The sequence below is a fragment of the Bacillus cereus group sp. BfR-BA-01453 genome, assembly GCF_022662915.1.
Taxonomy (GTDB): Bacteria; Bacillota; Bacilli; order Bacillales; family Bacillaceae_G; genus Bacillus_A; species Bacillus_A paranthracis.
The window spans coordinates 1-18,559 of the sequence record NZ_JAKUEN010000021.1 but is presented as its reverse complement, the minus strand read 5'-3'; the positions used below and the strand labels follow the sequence as shown (position 1 = coordinate 18,559).

Genomic DNA, 18,559 nt, shown 5'->3' with positions numbered 1-18,559 from the left:
TTCCTTATATAAACAAGCCGACAATCATATCAATTACTTTAATTCCAATGAACGGTACAATCACTCCGCCAAGCCCATAAATAAGTAGGTTTCGGCCAAGTAGTGCATTCGAACTCATCGGTTTATATGCGATACCTTTCATCGCCAATGGAATGAGTAATGGAATAATAACCGCATTAAATAGTAATGCTGATAAAATCGCTGACAGTGGTGATGTTAGTTTCATAATGTTCAATGCTTCCATTTGCGGAATCGCAAGTGTAAACATTGCTGGAATGATTGCAAAATATTTCGCTATATCATTTGCAATACTAAACGTCGTTAACGCACCACGTGTCATTAACAATTGCTTACCGATTCCTACAACCTCAATAATTTTTGTCGGGTTCGAATCTAAATCAATCATATTGGCTGCTTCTTTCGCAGCTGTTGTACCACTATTCATCGCTAATCCAACATCAGCCTGTGCTAATGCCGGCGCATCATTTGTACCATCACCTGTCATCGCTACGAGTTTTCCTTTATCTTGCTCTGCTTTAATAACTGCAATTTTATCTTCTGGTTTGCACTCAGCAACAAACTCATCTACTCCTGCTTCTTTTGCAATGGTTGCTGCTGTTAATGGGTTATCCCCTGTACACATAACCGTTTTAATCCCCATTTGACGCAACTGTTCAAAACGTTCACGCATACCAGGTTTTACTGTATCTTTTAAATAGATTAAACCGTAAATACGATTATTCACTGCAACTACAAGTGGTGTTCCGCCCTCTTTTGAAATGAAATCTGCTTTTTGATTTACATCTTTCGGAATTGTTCCACCTTGTGACTGAACCCATTCAATCACGCTACCGACAGCACCTTTTCTCACTTTCGTTCCGTCCTGTAAATCAACACCACTCATTCTCGTTTCTGCTTTAAATGGAACAAACTCACCTTGTTCTGCAAGTTCTCTATTATATGATATAGATTTCGCTTGCACATACTCGATAACAGATCGACCTTCTGGTGTTTCATCTAAAACTGAGCTAATAGCAGCCCACTTTCCAACTTGCTCAATCGTTTCATTTCCTACAGGTAATAATGTATGAGCCATTCGGTTCCCAAAAGTAATCGTACCTGTTTTATCTAAAATAATTGTATTAATATCACCCGCAGCTTCTACTGCTTTCCCTGACATCGCTAACACGTTAAATTTTGTCACTCGGTCCATCCCAGCAATACCAATCGCTGATAGCAAACCACCAATTGTCGTTGGAATTAAACATACTAACAATGCTACAAGTACAGCTGTATCAATTTGAAACCCTAAATAATTTGTGAAAATCGGCAGCGTCACAACAACGATTAAGAAAATAAGCGTTAAACTCGTTAATACTGTATTTAAAGCAATTTCATTCGGTGTTTTTTGACGAGCAGCCCCTTCTACTAAAGAGATCATTTTATCAATAAATGATTCACCAGGATTACTCGTAATGATAATCGTAATCTCATCACTTACAACCATCGTACCGCCTGTTACGGAACAAAAATCACCGCCAGCTTCTTTTATTACAGGAGCTGATTCCCCTGTAATCGCAGATTCATCAACAGATGCTAACCCTTTTATTACTTCTCCATCACTTGGAATCATTTCTCCTTGTTTTACAATAACAACATCACCTTTTCTCAGATCCGTTGCTGAAACTTGAACAATGTTCCCGTTTTCTTTTACAACATTGGCAAACACATCTTTCTTCGACTGTTTTAAAGAATCAGCTTGCGCTTTCCCCCGTCCTTCCGCTAATGCTTCTGCAAAGTTAGCAAATAAAACTGTAAATAATAGAATGAGGGAAACTGTTATATTAAACCATCCTGGTACACTACTAGAACGACTTGGAAGAAACGATAAAATGAACGTAATGATAAATCCAATCTCCACAACGAACATAATCGGATTTTTTATCATAACTTTCGGATTCAATTTCGCAAAGGATTGTTTCATCGCATGTTTCACGATATCACGATCCATCGTTTTCGCTTGTCTAACCTCATCTTCTACTGCATGTATGTGTGACTCATTTACTCTTTTTTCTTTTACTACTACCGGTCTCATCATTTACCCTCCATTACTTCAATGTAAGAAATTCTGCAATTGGGCCGAGTACTAACATCGGGAAGAATGTTAATGCACCGACAATTACAATTGTTCCGATGAAAATGCCGCCAAATAAACTATTATCCGTACGGAACGTTCCGACTGTTTCTGGCACAACCGTCTTCTCTTTCAATGAAGCTGCAACAGCTAGCATCGTAATTAAACTGAAATAGCGTCCTAAAAACATAACTAAACCAGTTGTAATATTCCAAAACGGTGTATTATCTGCTAACCCTTCAAATCCAGATCCGTTATTCGCAGCTGATGACGTATACTCATAAACAACTTGTGTTAAACCGTGGAAGCCCGAGTTAGAAATCGCTTCTGTTCCTAAATGTGTAGAAAGAGCCAATGCTGAAAATCCTAAAATAAGCAGTGGATGAAATAGTATTGTTACCGCAATTAATTTCATTTCCTTACCTTCAATTTTCTTACCTAAAAATTCCGGTGTCCGTCCAACCATCAATCCAGATATAAAGACTGCGATAATCGCATACATAATAATGTTCACAAAGCCTGCTCCAACGCCGCCGTATACTGTATTTAACATCATATTTACGAGTGGTACTAACCCGCCAATTGGTGTTAACGTATCATGCATCGTATTCACCGCTCCAGTTTCAGCAGCTGTCGTTACTGTTGCGTATAGTGAAGAAAATACTGTTCCGAACCTTACTTCTTTTCCTTCTGTACTTCCTTGTACATGTTCGATACCCATTCCATTTAAAGCTGGATTTCCATGTAATTCAGATGTCGTAATCGTTATAAACCCTAGTAAAAAGACCATGAATAGTGAAACAAAAAGGATGCGACCTTGCTTTTTATTGCCCACCATTCGTCCGTACGTAAATGGAAGTGCTGTTGGCAATAACATCATAAGCATCATTTGCAAAATATTACTCATTTGTCCTGGATTTTCGAAAGGATGTGTAGAGTTTGCTCCGAAAAATCCACCGCCGTTATTTCCAAGTTCCTTAATAGAAACGAATGATGCAACTGGCCCGCGTAATATGCTTTGCTTTGCCCCATCAATTGTTTGTGCTGTAACGGCACCGTCTAACGTTTGTGGTACGCCAAGTGCAACAAAGACTAGTGCCGCCATAAATGCGATAGGAAGAAATACTCTCGTTAGTGCTCTCGTAAAATCAACGAAAAAGTTACCGAGTTCTTTTCCAGCAAGCCCTCTTATAAATGCCATAACGAGCGCTAAAGTCGTTGCCGGTGCTGCAAACATTAAGAATGTAATTCCGATTAATTGTGATAAATAAGATAAACCATTTTCACCGCTATAATGCTGTAAGTTCGTATCAGCCATAAAACTAATTGCTGTATTAAAAGCGAGCGTAGGCTCCATTCCTTCAATGTGTGCTGGATTTAATGGCAATACTCCTTGTAGTCTGAAAATGAAATATACGACAACAATCATAAATCCATTTAATAAAACTAATGATAATGCGTACTGTTTCCACGTTTGATTATATTCTTTTACACCCGTAATTTTAAAAATAAGTTTTTCAAAAGGCCCGAATACTTTATCTAGCTTTTTACTCCCTTGAAAGGCTTTCTCTAAATAAATTCCCGTTGGCTTTGCCACAAGAATAAACAATAGCATTGTAATAACGACTGCAACCCAGATCATAATGAATGACTCCCCCTAATTAAAACTTTTCCGGATTTAATAATGCATACACTAAGTACAGCGTAATTGCTGCAACAATAATTGATAAGGCAATCGTCATGATTGCTTCCCTTCTTTCACAACTTTATCTGACCAACTTGCAAGACTTGCCATCGATGCAACTAACACAACAAAAATCCCGATCATTACAACATCTAACATAGCTATCCCTCATTTCTAATTGTTAAAATTTACCATTGAAATATTAAAAAAGAACACTGAGCTCTACTCAGTGTTCAAAAAATGAACAACAAAAAGTAAACCTCCTCTCTAAACGCTTACGAGGTTAGCTGTCGGATTCGGGCCTAAAGAGTAGCCCTACTTTCAAAACTGAAAGATTCACCCCAAGTGACGATGCACAAAATTGGTTCCCCCGCTCCATTTCTGGAACTCAGCGATTTTAGGTTTTTTTGGAAATTTTATGAATGATTTATGAGAGTAAATATACTCCTCTATATTTCACTTGTAAAGAGCTAAATTACTGAAAATAAGAAAATATCCATCTATTTAAACGCTTACATTAAGTGTTATTAATATTATTCCATCTATTTTCTCGTCTTTTCTTGCTTTTTCATAGAAATGATATTTTAAATACGAAATAAAAAGAGCGAATGACATGAAGTGCATCGCTTGTTGCACTTAGCATTCGCTCTTTTTTTATTCACTATTTATTCTCCTCGTAAAAAAGTACGTAGATTTCTCCCGCGAATATAAACTTGTGACAATTCTGCATGTAGCTGCTCATATTCGATAATATCTGTTTTTAAATATAAAGCGTCTTTTGATGGCAGTATGATATAGGGCTTTGGAAAAATGGGGTCGAGCACCACCAATTCTTGAACTCGCTCTACCGATACCGCCCAACGATTCGCTATATCTCCTAGTAACAAAACCTTCATCTTCTTTTCCCCCGCCCTATTCAAAAAATAAAAAAGTAATATTATCACAATTCGTAAACACGACAAATGTAGCTCCAATTGTTTCATAGAGCCTCGCTGGATATCGTTTATTCCTTGTAACAACAGTAATAGGTGCCTGAAAAGAAAAGCGAATGTGTTCTGTGAAAAAACTAACGATTGGAAGCTCATCCCCTAGTAAAATTACCTTCTTAATACACTCACAAATACTAGTAAAATCCTGCTCCTTACTACAACTATACGTCCAATCAAATCCACAATTCCTCACTTCAGCTGCTATCTCTTCATTTGCTGTAAAAATAATTAACTCATGTTGAAATGCTACTAAATTTCTTAAACTATTTACCTTGCTTTCTTCTCCAACACAAATAAGTGTTAGTTCCATGTACCTCATCCTCCTTAGTATAAAAGAACTCAAACATAGATTGATATTCCCTTATACTAATCAGATCGATGAAGTGATGTATCCATCATGGCACCGTCCTCTCTCAAGACGCTTACGAAGTTAGCTGTCGGATTCGGACTTTGAGAGTAGCCCTACTTTCAAAATTGAAAGATTCACCCCAAGTGACAATGCACAAATTGGTTCCCCCGCTCCATATAATTGGACTCAGCGTATTACAAAAAATATATTCTGGCTGATATATTACTCCTGTATTTAGAAAAAGTAAACAGAAAAAAAAGCCAGTTATAAAACTGACTTTTTACTTACCTACACACTCGTTTTATTCACTTTATATGCAAAATGATTCGTCGGCCCATGACCACTTCCAATATGCAACGGCTCTTCAATTGCTATACTAATAAATCGTTTTGCTTCTTGAACTGCCTCTTCCATCGAGTAGCCTTTCGCAAGCCCTGCTGTAACCGCTGAAGCAAATGTACAGCCGCTTCCATGTGTTTGCTTTGAAGGAATTCGCTCACTTCTAAATTCAATAAACTTTTCTCCATCAAAAAGTAAATCAATTACTTCATTACCTTGATATTCTGCATGTCCGCCCTTCATAAGTACATATTTCGCCCCTAATTCATGCAATACTTTTGCAGCCTCTTTACTATCTTCAACGTTATGAATTTCTAGCCCCGTTAACACTTCTGCCTCAGGAACATTCGGCGTTACAACTGTTGCTACTGGCAATAAATATTCTTTTAAAGCTTGTACTGCTTCTTGTTGTAATAATGATGCACCGCCCTTAGCAATCATAACAGGATCTAGTACAATATTATTCCAGCCAAATTTATTAATATATTCTGCTACAATTTGAATAATTTCGTTGCTAAATAACATACCTATTTTTACAGCATCTGGTGTTAAATCCGTACCAATTGAATTCAACTGTTCCGTAATACCTTCTAACGAAACTGGATATACCCCTTGAACGCCAAGCGTATTTTGAGCAGTAATTGCCGTAATAGCCGTCATCCCATACACGCCAAGCTCTTGAAATGTTTTTAAATCTGCTTGAATGCCAGCACCGCCTCCGCTATCAGAACCTGCAATTGTTAAAGCTTTATTTACTTTCATCCCACTCATCCTTTTCTATCCAAAATATCGATGATAAATCGTTTTTGCTTCGCTTATATCTTTCGTTCCATGTACAAGTACACGACCATCTTTAAAAGCAACTAATCTCTTTTCTTCCACAGAAAATGATAATAAATATGGATTTACATTTAAATCATTCACACGATCATTCAGCAGCTCTTTGTATCGTTCAAAATCTATTTCCTCTTTATGAGGTGGTCTAATTTGAACTGTATTTCTCCCGCATAAAACTGCTGTTTTCGATGTATTATCTTTATTTAAATACGGATACAAGGCATTCTCTCCGCACGAAGGACAATTGTGCTTACGAAGCTTTTGCACATTCATACATGAATATTCATTCTTCCATACATCAAACGATACAAGTCCATCTCGAAGCGATTCGTAATCTTCTACTAATAGTTTAAGAGCTTCCGTTACTTGATGAGAAACGACGAGAGATACAGCAGGCGATATAATCCCCGCTGTATCACATGTCGCTCCGCCAAGCGGAATCGATTGTAATAAACAAGATAAACATGGCGTTTTACTAGGAAGGATTGTGTAAGAAAGGCCGTAACTCCCTACACATGCTCCGTAAATCCATGGAATAGAATATTTTTGTGCTATATCATTCACAATGAAACGCGTTTCGAAATTATCAGTTGCATCAATCATTACATTAACGTTTGTAACAAGTTCTTCTAACTCCTCAGCTGTTACATCTTGAACGAGCGCTTCTACTCTTACTTCACTATTAATCTCTTCTAGACGCTTCTTCGCTGCTACAGCTTTCGGAAGATTATTTTTCACATCACTCTCTGCATACAATTGCTGCCTTTGTAAATTACTCCAATCGACATAATCCCGGTCAACAATCGTTACTGTACCAACACCAGCTCTTACAAACATTTCTGCATTTGCACTACCTAGTGCGCCTGCACCGATAATAAGCACATGCTTTTCCCTTATCTTTTGCTGTCCTTCTTCTCCAATCGGAGAAAATAGTTCTTGGCGAGAATATCGATTATTCAACTACGCTCATTCCTTCTAAAGGACTACTTGCTGTTGCACAACGTTTACGTGCAATGCGACCTGCTTCAAAGCCTAAACGACCTGCCTCAATACTTAATTTCATTGCTTGTGCCATTTTAATAGGATCTTTTGCTCCTGATACAGCTGTATTTAATAACACACCATCTGCTCCTAATTCCATCGCAAATGCCGCATCAGCCGGGCTACCGATACCAGCATCAACGATAACTGGTACTGTCGCTTGTTCAATAATGAAGCTCAAATTCAATGGATTTACAATACCAAGTCCTGATCCAATTGGAGATGCTCCTGGCATAATCGCATGCACGCCAAGTTCTTGTAATTTACGTGCTAATACAACATCATCAGATGTGTACGGAAGTACGATAAATCCTTCTTCTAGTAACATTTCAGATGCCTTTAACGTCTCTACCGGATCAGGTAATAACGTTCTATCATCACCAATAACTTCTACCTTTATCATGTCGCACAGCCCTGAAGCTTTTGCTAATTTTGCAATACGAACAGCTTCTTCAGCATTTTTTGCTCCGGCTGTATTCGGTAATAACGTATATTTTTTTACATCAAGTTTCTCTAATAAATTAGGCTGCTTTGCATCAAATATATCCATACGACGTACTGCGAACGTTAAAATTTCTGCCTCAGATACATCAATTGCCTTTTGCTGCACATCAAAATCAGGGAATTTGCCTGTTCCTAATAAAAGTCTAGAATGAAATGAAAATGGTCCAATGTTTAACATAATCAACCGCCTCCTACGAAAGTTACAATCTCAATTTGGTCTCCATCAAAAACAGATGTATCTGTATGATCATCTTTTTGTAAAATATCTTTATTACGCTCTACTACAACAATTCTGTTATCTAACTCTAAATGTGTAAGTAGCTCAGCTACTGTTTTCACACTCTCTGGCACTTCAATTTGATTACCATTAATTTTTAAATTCAAACTTCCATCCCCTTTCTAAACTGTTTTAGAAAGCAATAAATCTAGCAAGTGATTCTCCTGCTTTCCTTCTATTAAATCAGCCATATATTGACCAGAAACAGGACTTAATAAAATGCCGTTTCGATAATGGCCTGTGCAAGCATATAAACCTTTTATTTCTTCATGCTCTCCCATATAAGGAGCTTCATGATTCGACTGTGGTCTTAATCCTGCCCATGCGCTTTCCCACTCCGCTTCTTTTAATGCTGGCAATATTGTATACGCGCGCTCTAATATAGAAGTAATACTCTCTGGTTGCACAGTTTTATTGAATGTACGGGGCTTCATCGTTGCTCCAATTACGTAACGTCCGCCGCGCTTTGGTGCAATGTAAAATCTTTCTTGGAAAATAGGCGCCTTTAAAAGTGGTTTTCTACTTCTTACCGCTACTACTTCTCCTTTAACTGGATATGTACCCCATTCGCGGTGAAAATAACCTAGTAACTTCGTGCTCCATGAGCCACCCGCAATAACAACTTTCTCGCAAGTGATCATGCCTTCACTCGTCACAATTCCATTCACTTTATTATTTTCAATACGGATATCAAACACTTCTGTCTGTTCATATATATCAGCGCCCGAAAATGATGCGGAATGTGCGAATGCTTTCGTAAGCTCTGGTGCAATAACATGACCATCTTTCGGATAATATACAGCCCCTATAATTGACTCAGATAAATACGGCTCTTTCTCTCGCAAACGATCTCCCGCTAGAAAGTAAGAATCTTCACCGGTTTTCTGCTGCCAATCCATAATGTGAAGAATTCTTTCCTTCTCATCTTCATTTTGAGCAATGCGATAAATGCCTTTCTCTTCATACCCAATATCGATGCCTGTTTTTTCGCGTAAAACTTCTGCAAGTTGTGGAAATATAGCACGGCTTTCTCTAGCAAGTTCAAATAGCGGGTCATATTCATCCCATTCTGCCTGCACCCCAAGTAAACCAGCGGCTGCTTTCGAGGCTTCAGATGCAATCTGTTGCTTCTCTACAATCGCTACTTTATGGCCTCTTTCTGCTAGAAAATGTGCAACCGAACTACCAATTACACCACCGCCAATTATCGCTACATCATACTTCTTACACATGTTTTTCCGCCCACTTTCTTATTGATTCCTTATAAGATTTCGCTTTGCTATACGGGTTACTACTACTTATAATCCCAGACATAACAGCAATACCACTGACGCCGTTAGTAAGAACATCTCCAGTGTTTTCCGGAGTGATTCCTCCAATTGCTGTAATCGGTATGGATAAACACTTTGCAATGTCTGAAATTTCTTCAAGCCCTCTCGCTGGCACACCTTTTTTACAATCTGTCGGAAATACATGACCATAGACGAGTGAATCCGCGCCATTCTTAAATGCATCAATCGCCTCTTCTAAAGAATGCACAGAATAACCGACATGCAAATAAGAAAACTTTTCTTTCACTGACCTTACATCTGCGCTTCGATATCCTAGCTGCACACGCGGAATATTTAATAAAATAGCAATATCAATTCGATCATTTATCACTATTTTCGATGCTGGAAAGCCCTTCTTCAAAAGACTTTCCACACCTTCATACAATTCCTTCGTACTTTTCTCACGCTCACGAATATGCAAATAATCAATTTCACTTTCAATTTGCATCGCTACATTCACTAACTCTTCGAATGACATGTGACCATTTGAGATTACATGAAGCTCATTTTTCATATTCATTCGCCTACTTTAAAATGTTTTCGAATAACTCATCGGCCGGAACGATTTCTTTCGTCATTCCTTTATCTTTCAACCATTTATTTTGTTTCTCCCATGACTCTTTTGAATCTGATAAAAATGGCTCATCTTTCGTTTCCATCTTCTCTAATAAAATTTTCATACTTTCCTTTTCAACTTCTGGCACAAGTGGGAAGTTTTCTTTTTCTTGATGATTTAATAAAATATTCAATGCTTCATCTGGGCTTTTCTTCATGAAATCATAGCCTTTTTTCGTACCACGCAAGAAAGCTTGCAAAGCTTCTTTATCTTTTTTCAATGTCTTATCACCTGTTACAAATACGAGCTCATGATAATTCGGTACACCATAATCTGCTGGATTAAAGTATGCTGGTTCATGACCTTCATGACGCATAACAGGTACTTCGTGGTTAATATATGCTCCTGTTACCGCATCCACTTTTTTCGTAATTAATGCTGGTACTAAATCAAAACCAACATCGACTACTTTCACTGTATCTGGATTACCACCAGCTTCTTTTACCATCGTTTTTAAATACATCTCACTTAAAGGTGTTCCAGAATATCCAACTGTTTTACCCTCTAAATCTTTTGGCGATTGAATGCCTGCAGACTTCAGCGATACAACATGATTTAATGGTGAACGTACGACGGCTCCAATTGATTTCACTGGAATTTGTTCATTTGCTTTTGCCATGACAACATCTGGCTGATAATATAAGCCAACTGTTACTTTTCCTGCAGCTGCTAACGTTAATGGGTCAGTCGGATTAGAAGGGAATTTAATATTTACCTTTACTTCTTCTTCTTTAAAGTAACCTTTTTCAATTGCCGCATAAATAAAGCTATGTACCGCATTTGGGTACCAATCAAGCATGACCGTTATTTCTTTCTCTTTTTTATTCTTATCTGATGCTGAATTACTCGAACATCCAGCAATCATTGCAACTAATAATGTAAGCACAAAGATGCGTTTTAAAAATTTCATGAATGCTTCCTCCAACTAATGAATTTCTTTTCTAATACCGAAATAAGTACGACGAAGAAAATAGCTAATAATGATAACAATACAATGGGTGCAAATACACCTGCCCCGTCTAATTGCGTCATCATTCTCTTACTGAAATATCCTAGCCCCGCTTGTGCACCGAGCCATTCACCAATTGCCGCCCCAATTACACTAAGCGGTACTGCAATTTTTAAAGCTGAGAAAAAATAAGGAAGTGCAGACGGCAATTTTAATTTAAGAAAAACATCTTTTTTCGTTGCCCCATACGTAACTAAAAGCTCTTCCCATTCTTTTTTCGTACTGCGCAGTCCATCATACGTATTAACCGCAATTGGGAAAAACGTAATTAAAACTGTAACAACAACCTTACTCCAGATCGTATATCCAAACCATAAAACGAAAAGCGGAGCAAGCGCTGTAATAGGAATCGTTTGTGAGGCAACTAATAATGGATAAAATGCTCTCTCCATCCAATTACTCGCATTCATTAACATCGCTAGCCCTACCCCAAGTACGATAGAAATAGCCCCCCCTATTAAAACGACATATAATGTTGCTGGCAAATGAACCGTAAATAATATGTCTTTTAGTTTCCATATCTTCATTACAATTGCAGACGGTGACGGTAAAATGTACATTTCATCTACAATTCTTGCGCCTACTTCCCAAAGAGCAAGTAAAATACTAGAAAGTGTAAGAGCAGGTAATAGCTCCTTCAACCGGTTCATCATACGAGTACCTGCCTTTGCAACATACTAAGAAGCTCATCTTTCAGCGCTAATACTTCCGGTTTATATAAATCTTTTCTTGTCCGATTATGATCAAGCGGTACAATCCTCTCGGTTAAAGTAGTTATCGGTTGCTGCTCTACCACTAAAATTCGATTAGAAAGAAACAATGCTTCTTCCACATCATGAGTGATAAATAAAATTGTTTTTTCCCACTCTTTCCATTGTTCAAACAACCATTCCTGTAAAGATGCCTTCGTTAAAGCATCCAACGCGCTAAACGGTTCATCTAACAGCAATATCTCCCCGCCTGTTAATAAAGTTCGAATGAAAGATACGCGTTGCCTCATACCACCAGATAAATCTTTCGGATATTTTGCCTCATACCCTTGTAAACCAAATTTGTGTAACAGTTCCTTTGCCTTTATTTGTGCTTCTTTCTTCTGTACACCTTGGCACTCTAGCGGCAGGGCCGCATTCTCAATAATCGTTCTCCATGGCAGGAGCATATCTTTTTGGGGCATATACCCTACAGGATGGCTCTTTGTTTCTGTTAGTTCTATCTGTCCCGTACTCGCTTCTTCTAAACCTGTAATAAGGCGAAATAAAGTACTTTTCCCGCATCCACTCGGTCCGATAATGCTTACAAACTCTTTATCTTGTATAGAAGCATTTAATTCATTAATGATTGGCTTCTCATCATAATGAAAAGAAACATTATGAAACTGTAGTATGTTCTTGCTCCTCAAATCCCCACATCTCCTTACGGTAGGACATATCCCAGAATAAATATTCAAATCGACTGGAATATAGGAAAATCTCCTCTAATCGATCTAGCTCTTTTTCAGACTTTCCAACTGCCATTTCATTTAATAAATCGATTAACCAAACACAAAGGTTGCCATATTCTTCAGAGCTATAGCCTTGAATCCACTCACCAAAGAACTCATGATCTCTTGCTCCAGGAATATCATTTAAACGCTTTCCAATCTCCCAGTAGCTCCACATACATGGAAGAAGTGCTGCTATTAATTCCGCAAGTGTGCCATTTTGAGATACAGACATCATGTAATTTGTATAAGCTAAATTTTTAGCAGATGGCTTTGCAGACTCTATCTCCTCTATAGAAATTCCAAGTCTTTTTGCATATTGTTTATGGATTGTCATTTCTCCATTTAATATCCCATCAATTTGTTCAGCAAATTTCCCCATAACTTGTGGATTTGTTGCCTTTACAACACCGATCGCATATAACTTTGCATAATCTAACAAGTATAAATAATCTTGAATAATATAATACTGAAACTTATCTTTTTCTAACGTACCATCCCCCATACCTACAACAAATGGATGATTATGACTCATCTCCCAAACTGGTTGTACAGTTTCTAATAATCTATCGCAAAATTTCATTTCTCTATCCCCTTTCAATTTATATATCTAAATAAAAAACCACTTCTAAATAAGAAGTGGTTACAGCAAATAAAATTATAATTTATTCGTTGCTCCACTTCCCTTCGCTAGTATTATCTAGATCAGGTCTGTAAGGGTTAAGGATTATTCCTCTCTCAGCACAACAAGCACCCCTAGTGGTTTCAATATGAAATTTTCAAATAAAAAAGCCCCGTTTCTATACGCAAAGAAACGGGGACTCATTATTAGTGTCCGAATTGCTTCCCTACGCTAGCATAATCTAGATCAGGTAATAAAAAGGATCAAAGACTTAAGGTCTTACTCTCAGCTGGCAACACCAGCTCTCCTAGCAAACTATAAAATTATCACTGTCAGTATAACACCGTAATAAGACATCATCAACTGTTTTAATTTTCTCAATTGTCAACAAAATAACAAAACCATATAATACTTATATTCTATCTTAGAAATTATTATCCTAATAAATTGGATAAAAAGGAATCATTATCCTCAAAAAATTTATTTTTATATTGATTTCATATTACATTTATGTGAATACACCCACTATATTATATCTTTATACTATAATAAAATTACAACTATACAACTAGAGGAGGTCTCTATTATATGAATATGAAAGCTACTGCTTTAACAGCAACTACTGTCGCAATTGCTTCTTTACTTCCTTCTATGGGAGAAACAAATGTACAAACAGCCAACGCTGAACAATTATCTAATGTGAAAACTGGATATGTCAAAGTCGATCAAGTAGCCTTACATACAAAAGATAACGCAAATAGCTCATCAATTGATACAATTCGCTTTAATACGAAAGTGAATATACTTGAAACAACTAATGGCTGGTATAAAGTATCTGTTAATAATAAAGTAGGTTACGTACAAAAAGATTCTATTCTACTAAAAAACAAACTTCAATCTAATAATCAATATATCGTCAATGCCAATGCATTAAACGTTCGTTCTGAACCTAATTTAGAATCTTCAATTTTAGATGTATTACCAAATGGGAAATTCGTTACTATTCAAGAAGAACAAGGTGAATGGTATAAAATTTTACATAATGGCAAAACAGGTTACGTACAAAAGGCATTCGTATCTAATGGTTCACAGCCTTTAGTAAAAGGCATCACAGTTCAAAATAATACGAAATACACAGTAGCAACACCTAAACTTAATGTGCGTAGCAACGCTAGTACAAGTAGCGCACTACTTGGTTCATTACAAAATGGTACACAATTACAAGTAGTGGAAACTGTAGGAACTTGGTATAAAATTCGTTTTGGCACAGGATACGGATATGTGGCAAAGCATTATGTAGTGCAAAATCAAACGCAATCACAAGCTCAAACGGCTCAACCTACTTCCATTCCAGCCGTTTTCAAATTCCCTACTCAAGGAAAAATTAGCTCAACATTTGATATGCGCTGGGAACAAATGCATTATGGTATAGATATCGCAGCTCAGGGTAATGTCTCTATCCAGGCTGCGGCGGCAGGTAAAGTCGTGAAATCATATTATTCAGCTAGCTATGGCAATGTTGTGTTCATCGCCCATCAAATAAACGGGAAATTATATACAACAGTCTATGCTCACATGAAAGATCGCACTGTACAAGCTGGTGATCAAGTACAAGCTGGACAATTAGTAGGTCATATGGGAAACACAGGTCATTCATACGGGCAACATCTTCATTTTGAATTACACAATGGAGAATGGAATTTTGAAAAAACAAATGCAGTAAACCCACTGCCATATTTAGTTAGGTAAATTGTATGCCACGCAATATCAATATACCTCTCTTAATTGAATACTTAGCCTTTTTAGGCTTAATCTGTTGCTTAGTAATTTATAATACAAATACTGTATTTTTATCTATTATCATTGCTTTTGTTGCTTTAGAAATTATGATGGAAGCCTTTCAAGTTCAACTAAAACAAAAAATTGCCCATATTTATAATGCCATCTTTCTATTAAGTGCTTTAATAACAAATATTATTAGTAATGGTTTTTATTTATCTACCGTATTTCCCGTATTTTTTATGGCTGTTTTATTATTCATAGCTAGATACATTCATGTCCCTAATAACAAAAAACACGAACAAGAAGCTTAGAAAGAGGAGACACTGTGTACCAATCTTTCAAAGATAATCCGATAAAATATATATTGAATTTATACAAAAAAACAAATACTTTTTTTGGTATACAAGGAAGCTATACGGCACAATTTCTCCTTTATGGAATGTTATTTCTCGTCTTAATTACATTCTCCTTGCTTTACTAATAAAAAAGGATCTCACAATTGAGATCCTTTTTTATTTATATAGAAAGTGCCCTTTATCCACAAGCATATTTTTCATAAATAAAGCTAAGATTATATTTTTTCTCTAAGCTCATTCTTTGTTCATCATCACACCAATAGAACAGAATATCATGAATCGTTGCATAACGCTTATTTTTAAGAAACAGTTTAAAGAAAGATGGTAAACAGTCATGTAATTGTATAAATATATAATTGCGTAATATTTCTTCTTTATATTTAATGCCCTTACAAATATACAATAATTCTTCACAATAATATGCATGTTGTGGAACTTGGATCATTTCAAAAAATGGCACATATGATAATAACTTTCCAATAAAATGATCATATCGATCCATTATCCCTATCGTCATATGCTCCATCATATCTTTCATTACATATAAGTAATCATCTACATGAGTAGTCTTGAGTGGGTCTAATCGATCTGAAATTTGAGAAAGTACAGCCCTTTGGCAAGCTAACACCGCTTGACTAGGTCCATAATATGATAGAAAGTCTGTACACTTACGATACTTTCGTAATAAATCATATGTATATAAGTCATAAACAAAAGTATTACAATACATCGCTAAACTCATCATATCACTATTTAATTGCTCTTTTGATAGTGACTTAGCTCTCTTACACATATAAAAAAATGTAAATTCTAATACTTCTTTATGGGATAATAAATGTTTACAGTCTGTTATACATTTCTCATTAAATTTAACTCTATCCCAAATTTCTACATCTCCATCAGTTAATTCACCAATACGATATTTAATTATTAAATAGTTTAAAGCAACCGCCTGCGTCAAAAGATCCCACGTTTCATATTCCAATGAAGTATGAACAAACTCAGCTAGCCCTTGAGTTACCATAAAAGTATTCGCTTCTTCATACCAACCAATTTCTTGGCATAAGCGAAGAATACGTACTAAAGTTGGAATTTCGTCTTTATGAAATTGCGGTAAATTCTTTGCTTTATTCATTCCATATACGATAAATGCCGCTAAATTTTCTTCTTTATAAAATTCTTTTTCTTTCCACACTAATATAGTTCGTTCTTTCCCTTCACCTTTTGGATGACAAGGTACAAGCAAAGAAAATAATTCAGCGAAATTATTTGGTTCTATATATGTATCTGTAACCAAATTCCAATTTGGATCGCGCTGTACAGCCTTCATATAATTCCCCTTCCCTTTTATCTACATAGGAAATATTAATCCATTATCACATCATTAACAATAAATATTGTTATATTCGAAATCAATCATAATACTTATATCTATCAGTATATCATTTTTTCTCTTATTTATAATTAGGAATGACAAATTTAAATAAACTGTCGAAATTACTAACTGTATACTTATTATATAATGGCTCAGATACATCATGCTAACATATTAGCTTAACCCTATATACTAGAATAATGTATCTGATTTTTATACGTAACGTATTACACTAATTAAAGTCTCACTTCATTCCGTATGCTCTGATATTTCACTTAAAGCAAATCCCGCTTGATCATCTGCCGATTCTTTTATAGCTAAATCTCCTAGTGCTAACATCCCAACGAGTTGACCACTCTCAACTACTGGCAATCGTCTAATTTGATACTGTGCCATTAACTCTGTAGCCTTTTCAATAGGATCATCTGGAGAAACTGAAACAATGTTTTTTGTCATTACATTTGTAATTTTATTAGATCCAGGATGTTTTTCAGCAATCCCTCGAACAACTAAATCTCGGTCCGTAACAAGACCAACAACTTGTTCATTTTCAACAACCGGGATCAATCCAATCGATTCTTCTTTCATCTTTACAGCAGCTTCATATACATTGTCTAACGGTGTACACTGTACAATATGAGTGCTCATCAAGTCTCTCACTCGTGTCATTTGTATCTCCTCCTTTTTATACATACCATAGCTTTTCCTAAATCCCTTTATTTATTTCAGGAAAATCAGTTGATAAAGGAGAATGAACGCACAATAAAAAAGAGTCAGCAATATGCTGACTCTTTTTTTATGACCCGTACGGGATTCGAACCCGTGTTACCGCCGTGAAAGGGCGGTGTCTTAACCACTTGACCAACGGGCCATGGCTCCGCAGGTAGGACTCGAACCTACGACCGATCGGTTAACAGCCGATAGCTCTACCACTGAGCTACTGCGGAATAATATATGGTGGGCCTAAATGGACTCGAACCATCGACCTCACGCTTATCAGGCGTGCGCTCTAACCAGCTGAGCTATAGGCCCATATACTTTACAGGGGCAGTAGGAATCGAACCCACACTGGAGGTTTTGGAGACCTCAGTTCTACCTTTAAACTATGCCCCTAAAGGATGCCGACTAGAGGACTTGAACCCCCAACCTACTGATTACAAGTCAGTTGCTCTACCAATTGAGCTAAGTCGGCATAAAAAAATGGTGGCTCGGGACGGAATCGAACCGCCGACACGAGGATTTTCAGTCCTCTGCTCTACCGACTGAGCTACCGAGCCAAACATAAATGGCGGTCCCGACCGGGGTCGAACCGGCGATCTCCTGCGTGACAGGCAGGCATGTTAACCACTACACCACGGGACCATTTGGTTGCGGGGACAGGATTTGAACCTGCGACCTTCGGGTTATGAGCCCGACGAGCTACCGTGCTGCTCCACCCCGCGATGATAAAATATTTATTTTATAAAAAATGGAGGAGGTAGAGGGATTCGAACCCCCGCGCGACTCTCGCCGCCTGTCGGTTTTCAAGACCGATCCCTTCAGCCGAACTTGGGTATACCTCCATGAAGGAAAAAATATTTTATTATTTATGTCTAAACCATTTTAAAAGAAAATGGAGGAGGTAGAGGGATTCGAACCCCCGCGCGATTCTCACCGCCTGTCGGTTTTCAAGACCGATCCCTTCAGCCGAACTTGGGTATACCTCCGAGACATATAATAAATAAAGTGGAGCCTAGCGGGATCGAACCGCTGACCTCCTGCGTGCAAGGCAGGCGCTCTCCCAGCTGAGCTAAGGCCCCATGTTTTTGGGAATATCGGGAAGACAGGATTTGAA

20 protein-coding genes, 11 tRNA genes and 4 riboswitches are annotated in these 18,559 nt (G+C 37.2%); of the genes, 2 read left to right on the top strand and 29 right to left on the bottom strand.

All coding sequences use genetic code 11. The features are described from left to right. Nucleotides 1-4: 4 nt before the first annotated feature. The 16 genes from kdpB to tenA form a co-directional block, all read right to left on the bottom strand. Nucleotides 5-2,095 (bottom strand): potassium-transporting ATPase subunit KdpB, encoded by a 2,091-nt coding sequence (gene kdpB / locus MR070_RS24685; RefSeq protein WP_001248013.1) that lies wholly within the window; start codon nucleotides 2,093-2,095, stop codon nucleotides 5-7. 13 nt (nucleotides 2,096-2,108) lie between these two features. Next, nucleotides 2,109-3,776 carry a potassium-transporting ATPase subunit KdpA gene (kdpA, locus tag MR070_RS24680; protein WP_000638352.1) on the bottom strand — a complete coding sequence of 556 codons (1,668 nt, stop codon included), beginning with the start codon at nucleotides 3,774-3,776 and terminating at the stop codon, nucleotides 2,109-2,111. A 19-nt stretch (nucleotides 3,777-3,795) separates the two neighbouring features. Next, nucleotides 3,796-3,876, bottom strand: coding sequence for a K(+)-transporting ATPase subunit F (gene kdpF / locus MR070_RS24675; RefSeq protein ID WP_138322628.1), 81 nt, complete (start codon nucleotides 3,874-3,876; stop codon nucleotides 3,796-3,798). Further along, entirely contained in the window at nucleotides 3,873-3,977 is a 105-nt protein-coding gene (locus MR070_RS24670; protein ID WP_000887889.1) for a SipW-dependent-type signal peptide-containing protein, read from the bottom strand. Before MR070_RS24670 ends, kdpF begins: the two co-directional genes overlap by 4 nt. A 99-nt stretch (nucleotides 3,978-4,076) precedes the next feature. Continuing rightward, nucleotides 4,077-4,222: riboswitch (cyclic di-AMP (ydaO/yuaA leader) on the bottom strand. 261 nt (nucleotides 4,223-4,483) lie between these two features. Beyond that, nucleotides 4,484-4,714 carry a hypothetical protein gene (locus MR070_RS24665; protein WP_044790931.1) on the bottom strand — a complete coding sequence of 77 codons (231 nt, stop codon included), beginning with the start codon at nucleotides 4,712-4,714 and terminating at the stop codon, nucleotides 4,484-4,486. Nucleotides 4,715-4,730: 16 nt separating this feature from the next. Then, nucleotides 4,731-5,117, bottom strand: a complete 387-nt coding sequence (locus MR070_RS24660; protein ID WP_000424093.1) for a hypothetical protein — start codon at nucleotides 5,115-5,117, stop codon at nucleotides 4,731-4,733. A gap of 93 nt (nucleotides 5,118-5,210) precedes the next feature. Further along, a riboswitch (cyclic di-AMP (ydaO/yuaA leader) is annotated at nucleotides 5,211-5,358 on the bottom strand. A gap of 86 nt (nucleotides 5,359-5,444) precedes the next feature. Continuing rightward, the gene (gene thiD, locus MR070_RS24655) at nucleotides 5,445-6,257 is read right to left on the bottom strand and encodes a bifunctional hydroxymethylpyrimidine kinase/phosphomethylpyrimidine kinase (protein WP_000867394.1); all 813 of its coding nucleotides are present in this window, start codon (nucleotides 6,255-6,257) and stop codon (nucleotides 5,445-5,447) included. Nucleotides 6,258-6,272: 15 nt separating this feature from the next. Then, entirely contained in the window at nucleotides 6,273-7,292 is a 1,020-nt protein-coding gene (thiF, locus tag MR070_RS24650; protein ID WP_001065442.1) for a thiazole biosynthesis adenylyltransferase ThiF, read from the bottom strand. Continuing rightward, nucleotides 7,285-8,055: a thiazole synthase gene (gene thiG / locus MR070_RS24645; RefSeq protein WP_000931981.1), complete on the bottom strand. Its 771-nt coding sequence runs from the start codon at nucleotides 8,053-8,055 to the stop codon at nucleotides 7,285-7,287. The genes thiF and thiG overlap by 8 nt, the downstream gene beginning before the upstream one ends. Nucleotides 8,056-8,057: 2 nt before the next feature. Then, complete coding sequence (thiS, locus tag MR070_RS24640) at nucleotides 8,058-8,261, bottom strand: sulfur carrier protein ThiS (protein WP_001049505.1); 204 nt, start codon at nucleotides 8,259-8,261, stop codon at nucleotides 8,058-8,060. 15 nt (nucleotides 8,262-8,276) lie between these two features. Further along, nucleotides 8,277-9,386 carry a glycine oxidase ThiO gene (gene thiO, locus MR070_RS24635; RefSeq protein ID WP_000335189.1) on the bottom strand — a complete coding sequence of 370 codons (1,110 nt, stop codon included), beginning with the start codon at nucleotides 9,384-9,386 and terminating at the stop codon, nucleotides 8,277-8,279. Continuing rightward, on the bottom strand, nucleotides 9,379-9,999 hold the full coding sequence (tenI, locus tag MR070_RS24630) for a thiazole tautomerase TenI (RefSeq protein WP_000787179.1): 621 nt from the start codon (nucleotides 9,997-9,999) through the stop codon (nucleotides 9,379-9,381). The genes thiO and tenI overlap by 8 nt, the downstream gene beginning before the upstream one ends. 10 nt (nucleotides 10,000-10,009) lie before the next feature. Further along, nucleotides 10,010-11,011: an ABC transporter substrate-binding protein gene (locus tag MR070_RS24625; RefSeq protein WP_242262142.1), complete on the bottom strand. Its 1,002-nt coding sequence runs from the start codon at nucleotides 11,009-11,011 to the stop codon at nucleotides 10,010-10,012. Then, the gene (locus MR070_RS24620; RefSeq protein WP_041184172.1) at nucleotides 11,008-11,760 is read right to left on the bottom strand and encodes an ABC transporter permease; all 753 of its coding nucleotides are present in this window, start codon (nucleotides 11,758-11,760) and stop codon (nucleotides 11,008-11,010) included. Before MR070_RS24620 ends, MR070_RS24625 begins: the two co-directional genes overlap by 4 nt. Beyond that, nucleotides 11,760-12,509, bottom strand: a complete 750-nt coding sequence (locus tag MR070_RS24615) for an ABC transporter ATP-binding protein (protein WP_001256805.1) — start codon at nucleotides 12,507-12,509, stop codon at nucleotides 11,760-11,762. Before MR070_RS24615 ends, MR070_RS24620 begins: the two co-directional genes overlap by 1 nt. Continuing rightward, nucleotides 12,478-13,173 carry a thiaminase II gene (tenA, locus tag MR070_RS24610; RefSeq protein ID WP_000666831.1) on the bottom strand — a complete coding sequence of 232 codons (696 nt, stop codon included), beginning with the start codon at nucleotides 13,171-13,173 and terminating at the stop codon, nucleotides 12,478-12,480. Before tenA ends, MR070_RS24615 begins: the two co-directional genes overlap by 32 nt. Nucleotides 13,174-13,255: 82 nt before the next feature. After that, nucleotides 13,256-13,358, bottom strand: a riboswitch (TPP riboswitch). Between the two features lie 60 nt (nucleotides 13,359-13,418). After that, nucleotides 13,419-13,531, bottom strand: a riboswitch (TPP riboswitch). 269 nt (nucleotides 13,532-13,800) lie between these two features. Between tenA and MR070_RS24605 the strand changes: the two genes are divergently transcribed. Next, on the top strand, nucleotides 13,801-14,961 hold the full coding sequence (locus MR070_RS24605) for an SH3 domain-containing protein (protein WP_044790929.1): 1,161 nt from the start codon (nucleotides 13,801-13,803) through the stop codon (nucleotides 14,959-14,961). A gap of 5 nt (nucleotides 14,962-14,966) precedes the next feature. Continuing rightward, entirely contained in the window at nucleotides 14,967-15,305 is a 339-nt protein-coding gene (locus MR070_RS24600; RefSeq protein ID WP_001137811.1) for a hypothetical protein, read from the top strand. Nucleotides 15,306-15,528: 223 nt separating this feature from the next. Here the strand turns inward: MR070_RS24600 and MR070_RS24595 are convergent, their stop codons facing one another. The 13 genes from MR070_RS24595 to MR070_RS24535 all read right to left on the bottom strand — a co-directional run bounded on the left by MR070_RS24595 (nucleotide 15,529) and on the right by MR070_RS24535 (nucleotide 18,524). Beyond that, entirely contained in the window at nucleotides 15,529-16,680 is a 1,152-nt protein-coding gene (locus MR070_RS24595; RefSeq protein ID WP_000648924.1) for a DUF3965 domain-containing protein, read from the bottom strand. A 294-nt stretch (nucleotides 16,681-16,974) separates the two neighbouring features. Next, nucleotides 16,975-17,394, bottom strand: a complete 420-nt coding sequence (locus tag MR070_RS24590) for a CBS domain-containing protein (protein ID WP_000199015.1) — start codon at nucleotides 17,392-17,394, stop codon at nucleotides 16,975-16,977. Between the two features lie 130 nt (nucleotides 17,395-17,524). Further along, nucleotides 17,525-17,596 (bottom strand) — tRNA-Glu (locus MR070_RS24585). Between the two features lies 1 nt (nucleotide 17,597). After that, nucleotides 17,598-17,672 (bottom strand) — tRNA-Asn (locus MR070_RS24580). A gap of 8 nt (nucleotides 17,673-17,680) precedes the next feature. Then, a tRNA-Ile gene (locus tag MR070_RS24575) sits at nucleotides 17,681-17,757 on the bottom strand. 10 nt (nucleotides 17,758-17,767) lie between these two features. Beyond that, nucleotides 17,768-17,838: transfer RNA gene (locus MR070_RS24570), tRNA-Trp, on the bottom strand. 6 nt (nucleotides 17,839-17,844) lie between these two features. Then, nucleotides 17,845-17,917: transfer RNA gene (locus MR070_RS24565), tRNA-Thr, on the bottom strand. Between the two features lie 9 nt (nucleotides 17,918-17,926). Continuing rightward, a tRNA-Phe gene (locus MR070_RS24560) sits at nucleotides 17,927-18,002 on the bottom strand. A 9-nt stretch (nucleotides 18,003-18,011) separates the two neighbouring features. After that, nucleotides 18,012-18,087 (bottom strand) — tRNA-Asp (locus tag MR070_RS24555). 3 nt (nucleotides 18,088-18,090) lie between these two features. Continuing rightward, nucleotides 18,091-18,167 (bottom strand) — tRNA-Met (locus tag MR070_RS24550). Between the two features lie 27 nt (nucleotides 18,168-18,194). Then, nucleotides 18,195-18,287 (bottom strand) — tRNA-Ser (locus MR070_RS24545). 51 nt (nucleotides 18,288-18,338) lie between these two features. Further along, nucleotides 18,339-18,431, bottom strand: a tRNA-Ser gene (locus MR070_RS24540). Between the two features lie 20 nt (nucleotides 18,432-18,451). Continuing rightward, nucleotides 18,452-18,524: transfer RNA gene (locus MR070_RS24535), tRNA-Ala, on the bottom strand. Nucleotides 18,525-18,559: the final 35 nt, after the last annotated feature.

Excerpts from the sequence above, each read along its gene's own strand:
- kdpB (WP_001248013.1), bottom strand. The coding sequence starts at position 2,095 with ATGAGACCGGTAGTAGTAAAAGAAAAAAGAGTAAATGAGTCACACATA.
- kdpA (WP_000638352.1), bottom strand. The coding sequence starts at position 3,776 with ATGATCTGGGTTGCAGTCGTTATTACAATGCTATTGTTTATTCTTGTG.
- kdpF (WP_138322628.1), bottom strand. The coding sequence starts at position 3,876 with ATGACGATTGCCTTATCAATTATTGTTGCAGCAATTACGCTGTACTTA.
- MR070_RS24670 (WP_000887889.1), bottom strand. The coding sequence starts at position 3,977 with ATGTTAGATGTTGTAATGATCGGGATTTTTGTTGTGTTAGTTGCATCG.
- MR070_RS24665 (WP_044790931.1), bottom strand. The coding sequence starts at position 4,714 with ATGAAGGTTTTGTTACTAGGAGATATAGCGAATCGTTGGGCGGTATCG.
- MR070_RS24660 (WP_000424093.1), bottom strand. The coding sequence starts at position 5,117 with ATGGAACTAACACTTATTTGTGTTGGAGAAGAAAGCAAGGTAAATAGT.
- thiD (WP_000867394.1), bottom strand. The coding sequence starts at position 6,257 with ATGAAAGTAAATAAAGCTTTAACAATTGCAGGTTCTGATAGCGGAGGC.
- thiG (WP_000931981.1), bottom strand. The coding sequence starts at position 8,055 with ATGTTAAACATTGGACCATTTTCATTTCATTCTAGACTTTTATTAGGA.
- thiO (WP_000335189.1), bottom strand. The coding sequence starts at position 9,386 with ATGTGTAAGAAGTATGATGTAGCGATAATTGGCGGTGGTGTAATTGGT.
- tenI (WP_000787179.1), bottom strand. The coding sequence starts at position 9,999 with ATGAAAAATGAGCTTCATGTAATCTCAAATGGTCACATGTCATTCGAA.
- MR070_RS24625 (WP_242262142.1), bottom strand. The coding sequence starts at position 11,011 with ATGAAATTTTTAAAACGCATCTTTGTGCTTACATTATTAGTTGCAATG.
- MR070_RS24620 (WP_041184172.1), bottom strand. The coding sequence starts at position 11,760 with ATGAACCGGTTGAAGGAGCTATTACCTGCTCTTACACTTTCTAGTATT.
- tenA (WP_000666831.1), bottom strand. The coding sequence starts at position 13,173 with ATGAAATTTTGCGATAGATTATTAGAAACTGTACAACCAGTTTGGGAG.
- MR070_RS24605 (WP_044790929.1), top strand. The coding sequence starts at position 13,801 with ATGAATATGAAAGCTACTGCTTTAACAGCAACTACTGTCGCAATTGCT.
- MR070_RS24600 (WP_001137811.1), top strand. The coding sequence starts at position 14,967 with ATGCCACGCAATATCAATATACCTCTCTTAATTGAATACTTAGCCTTT.
- MR070_RS24595 (WP_000648924.1), bottom strand. The coding sequence starts at position 16,680 with ATGAAGGCTGTACAGCGCGATCCAAATTGGAATTTGGTTACAGATACA.
- MR070_RS24590 (WP_000199015.1), bottom strand. The coding sequence starts at position 17,394 with ATGACACGAGTGAGAGACTTGATGAGCACTCATATTGTACAGTGTACA.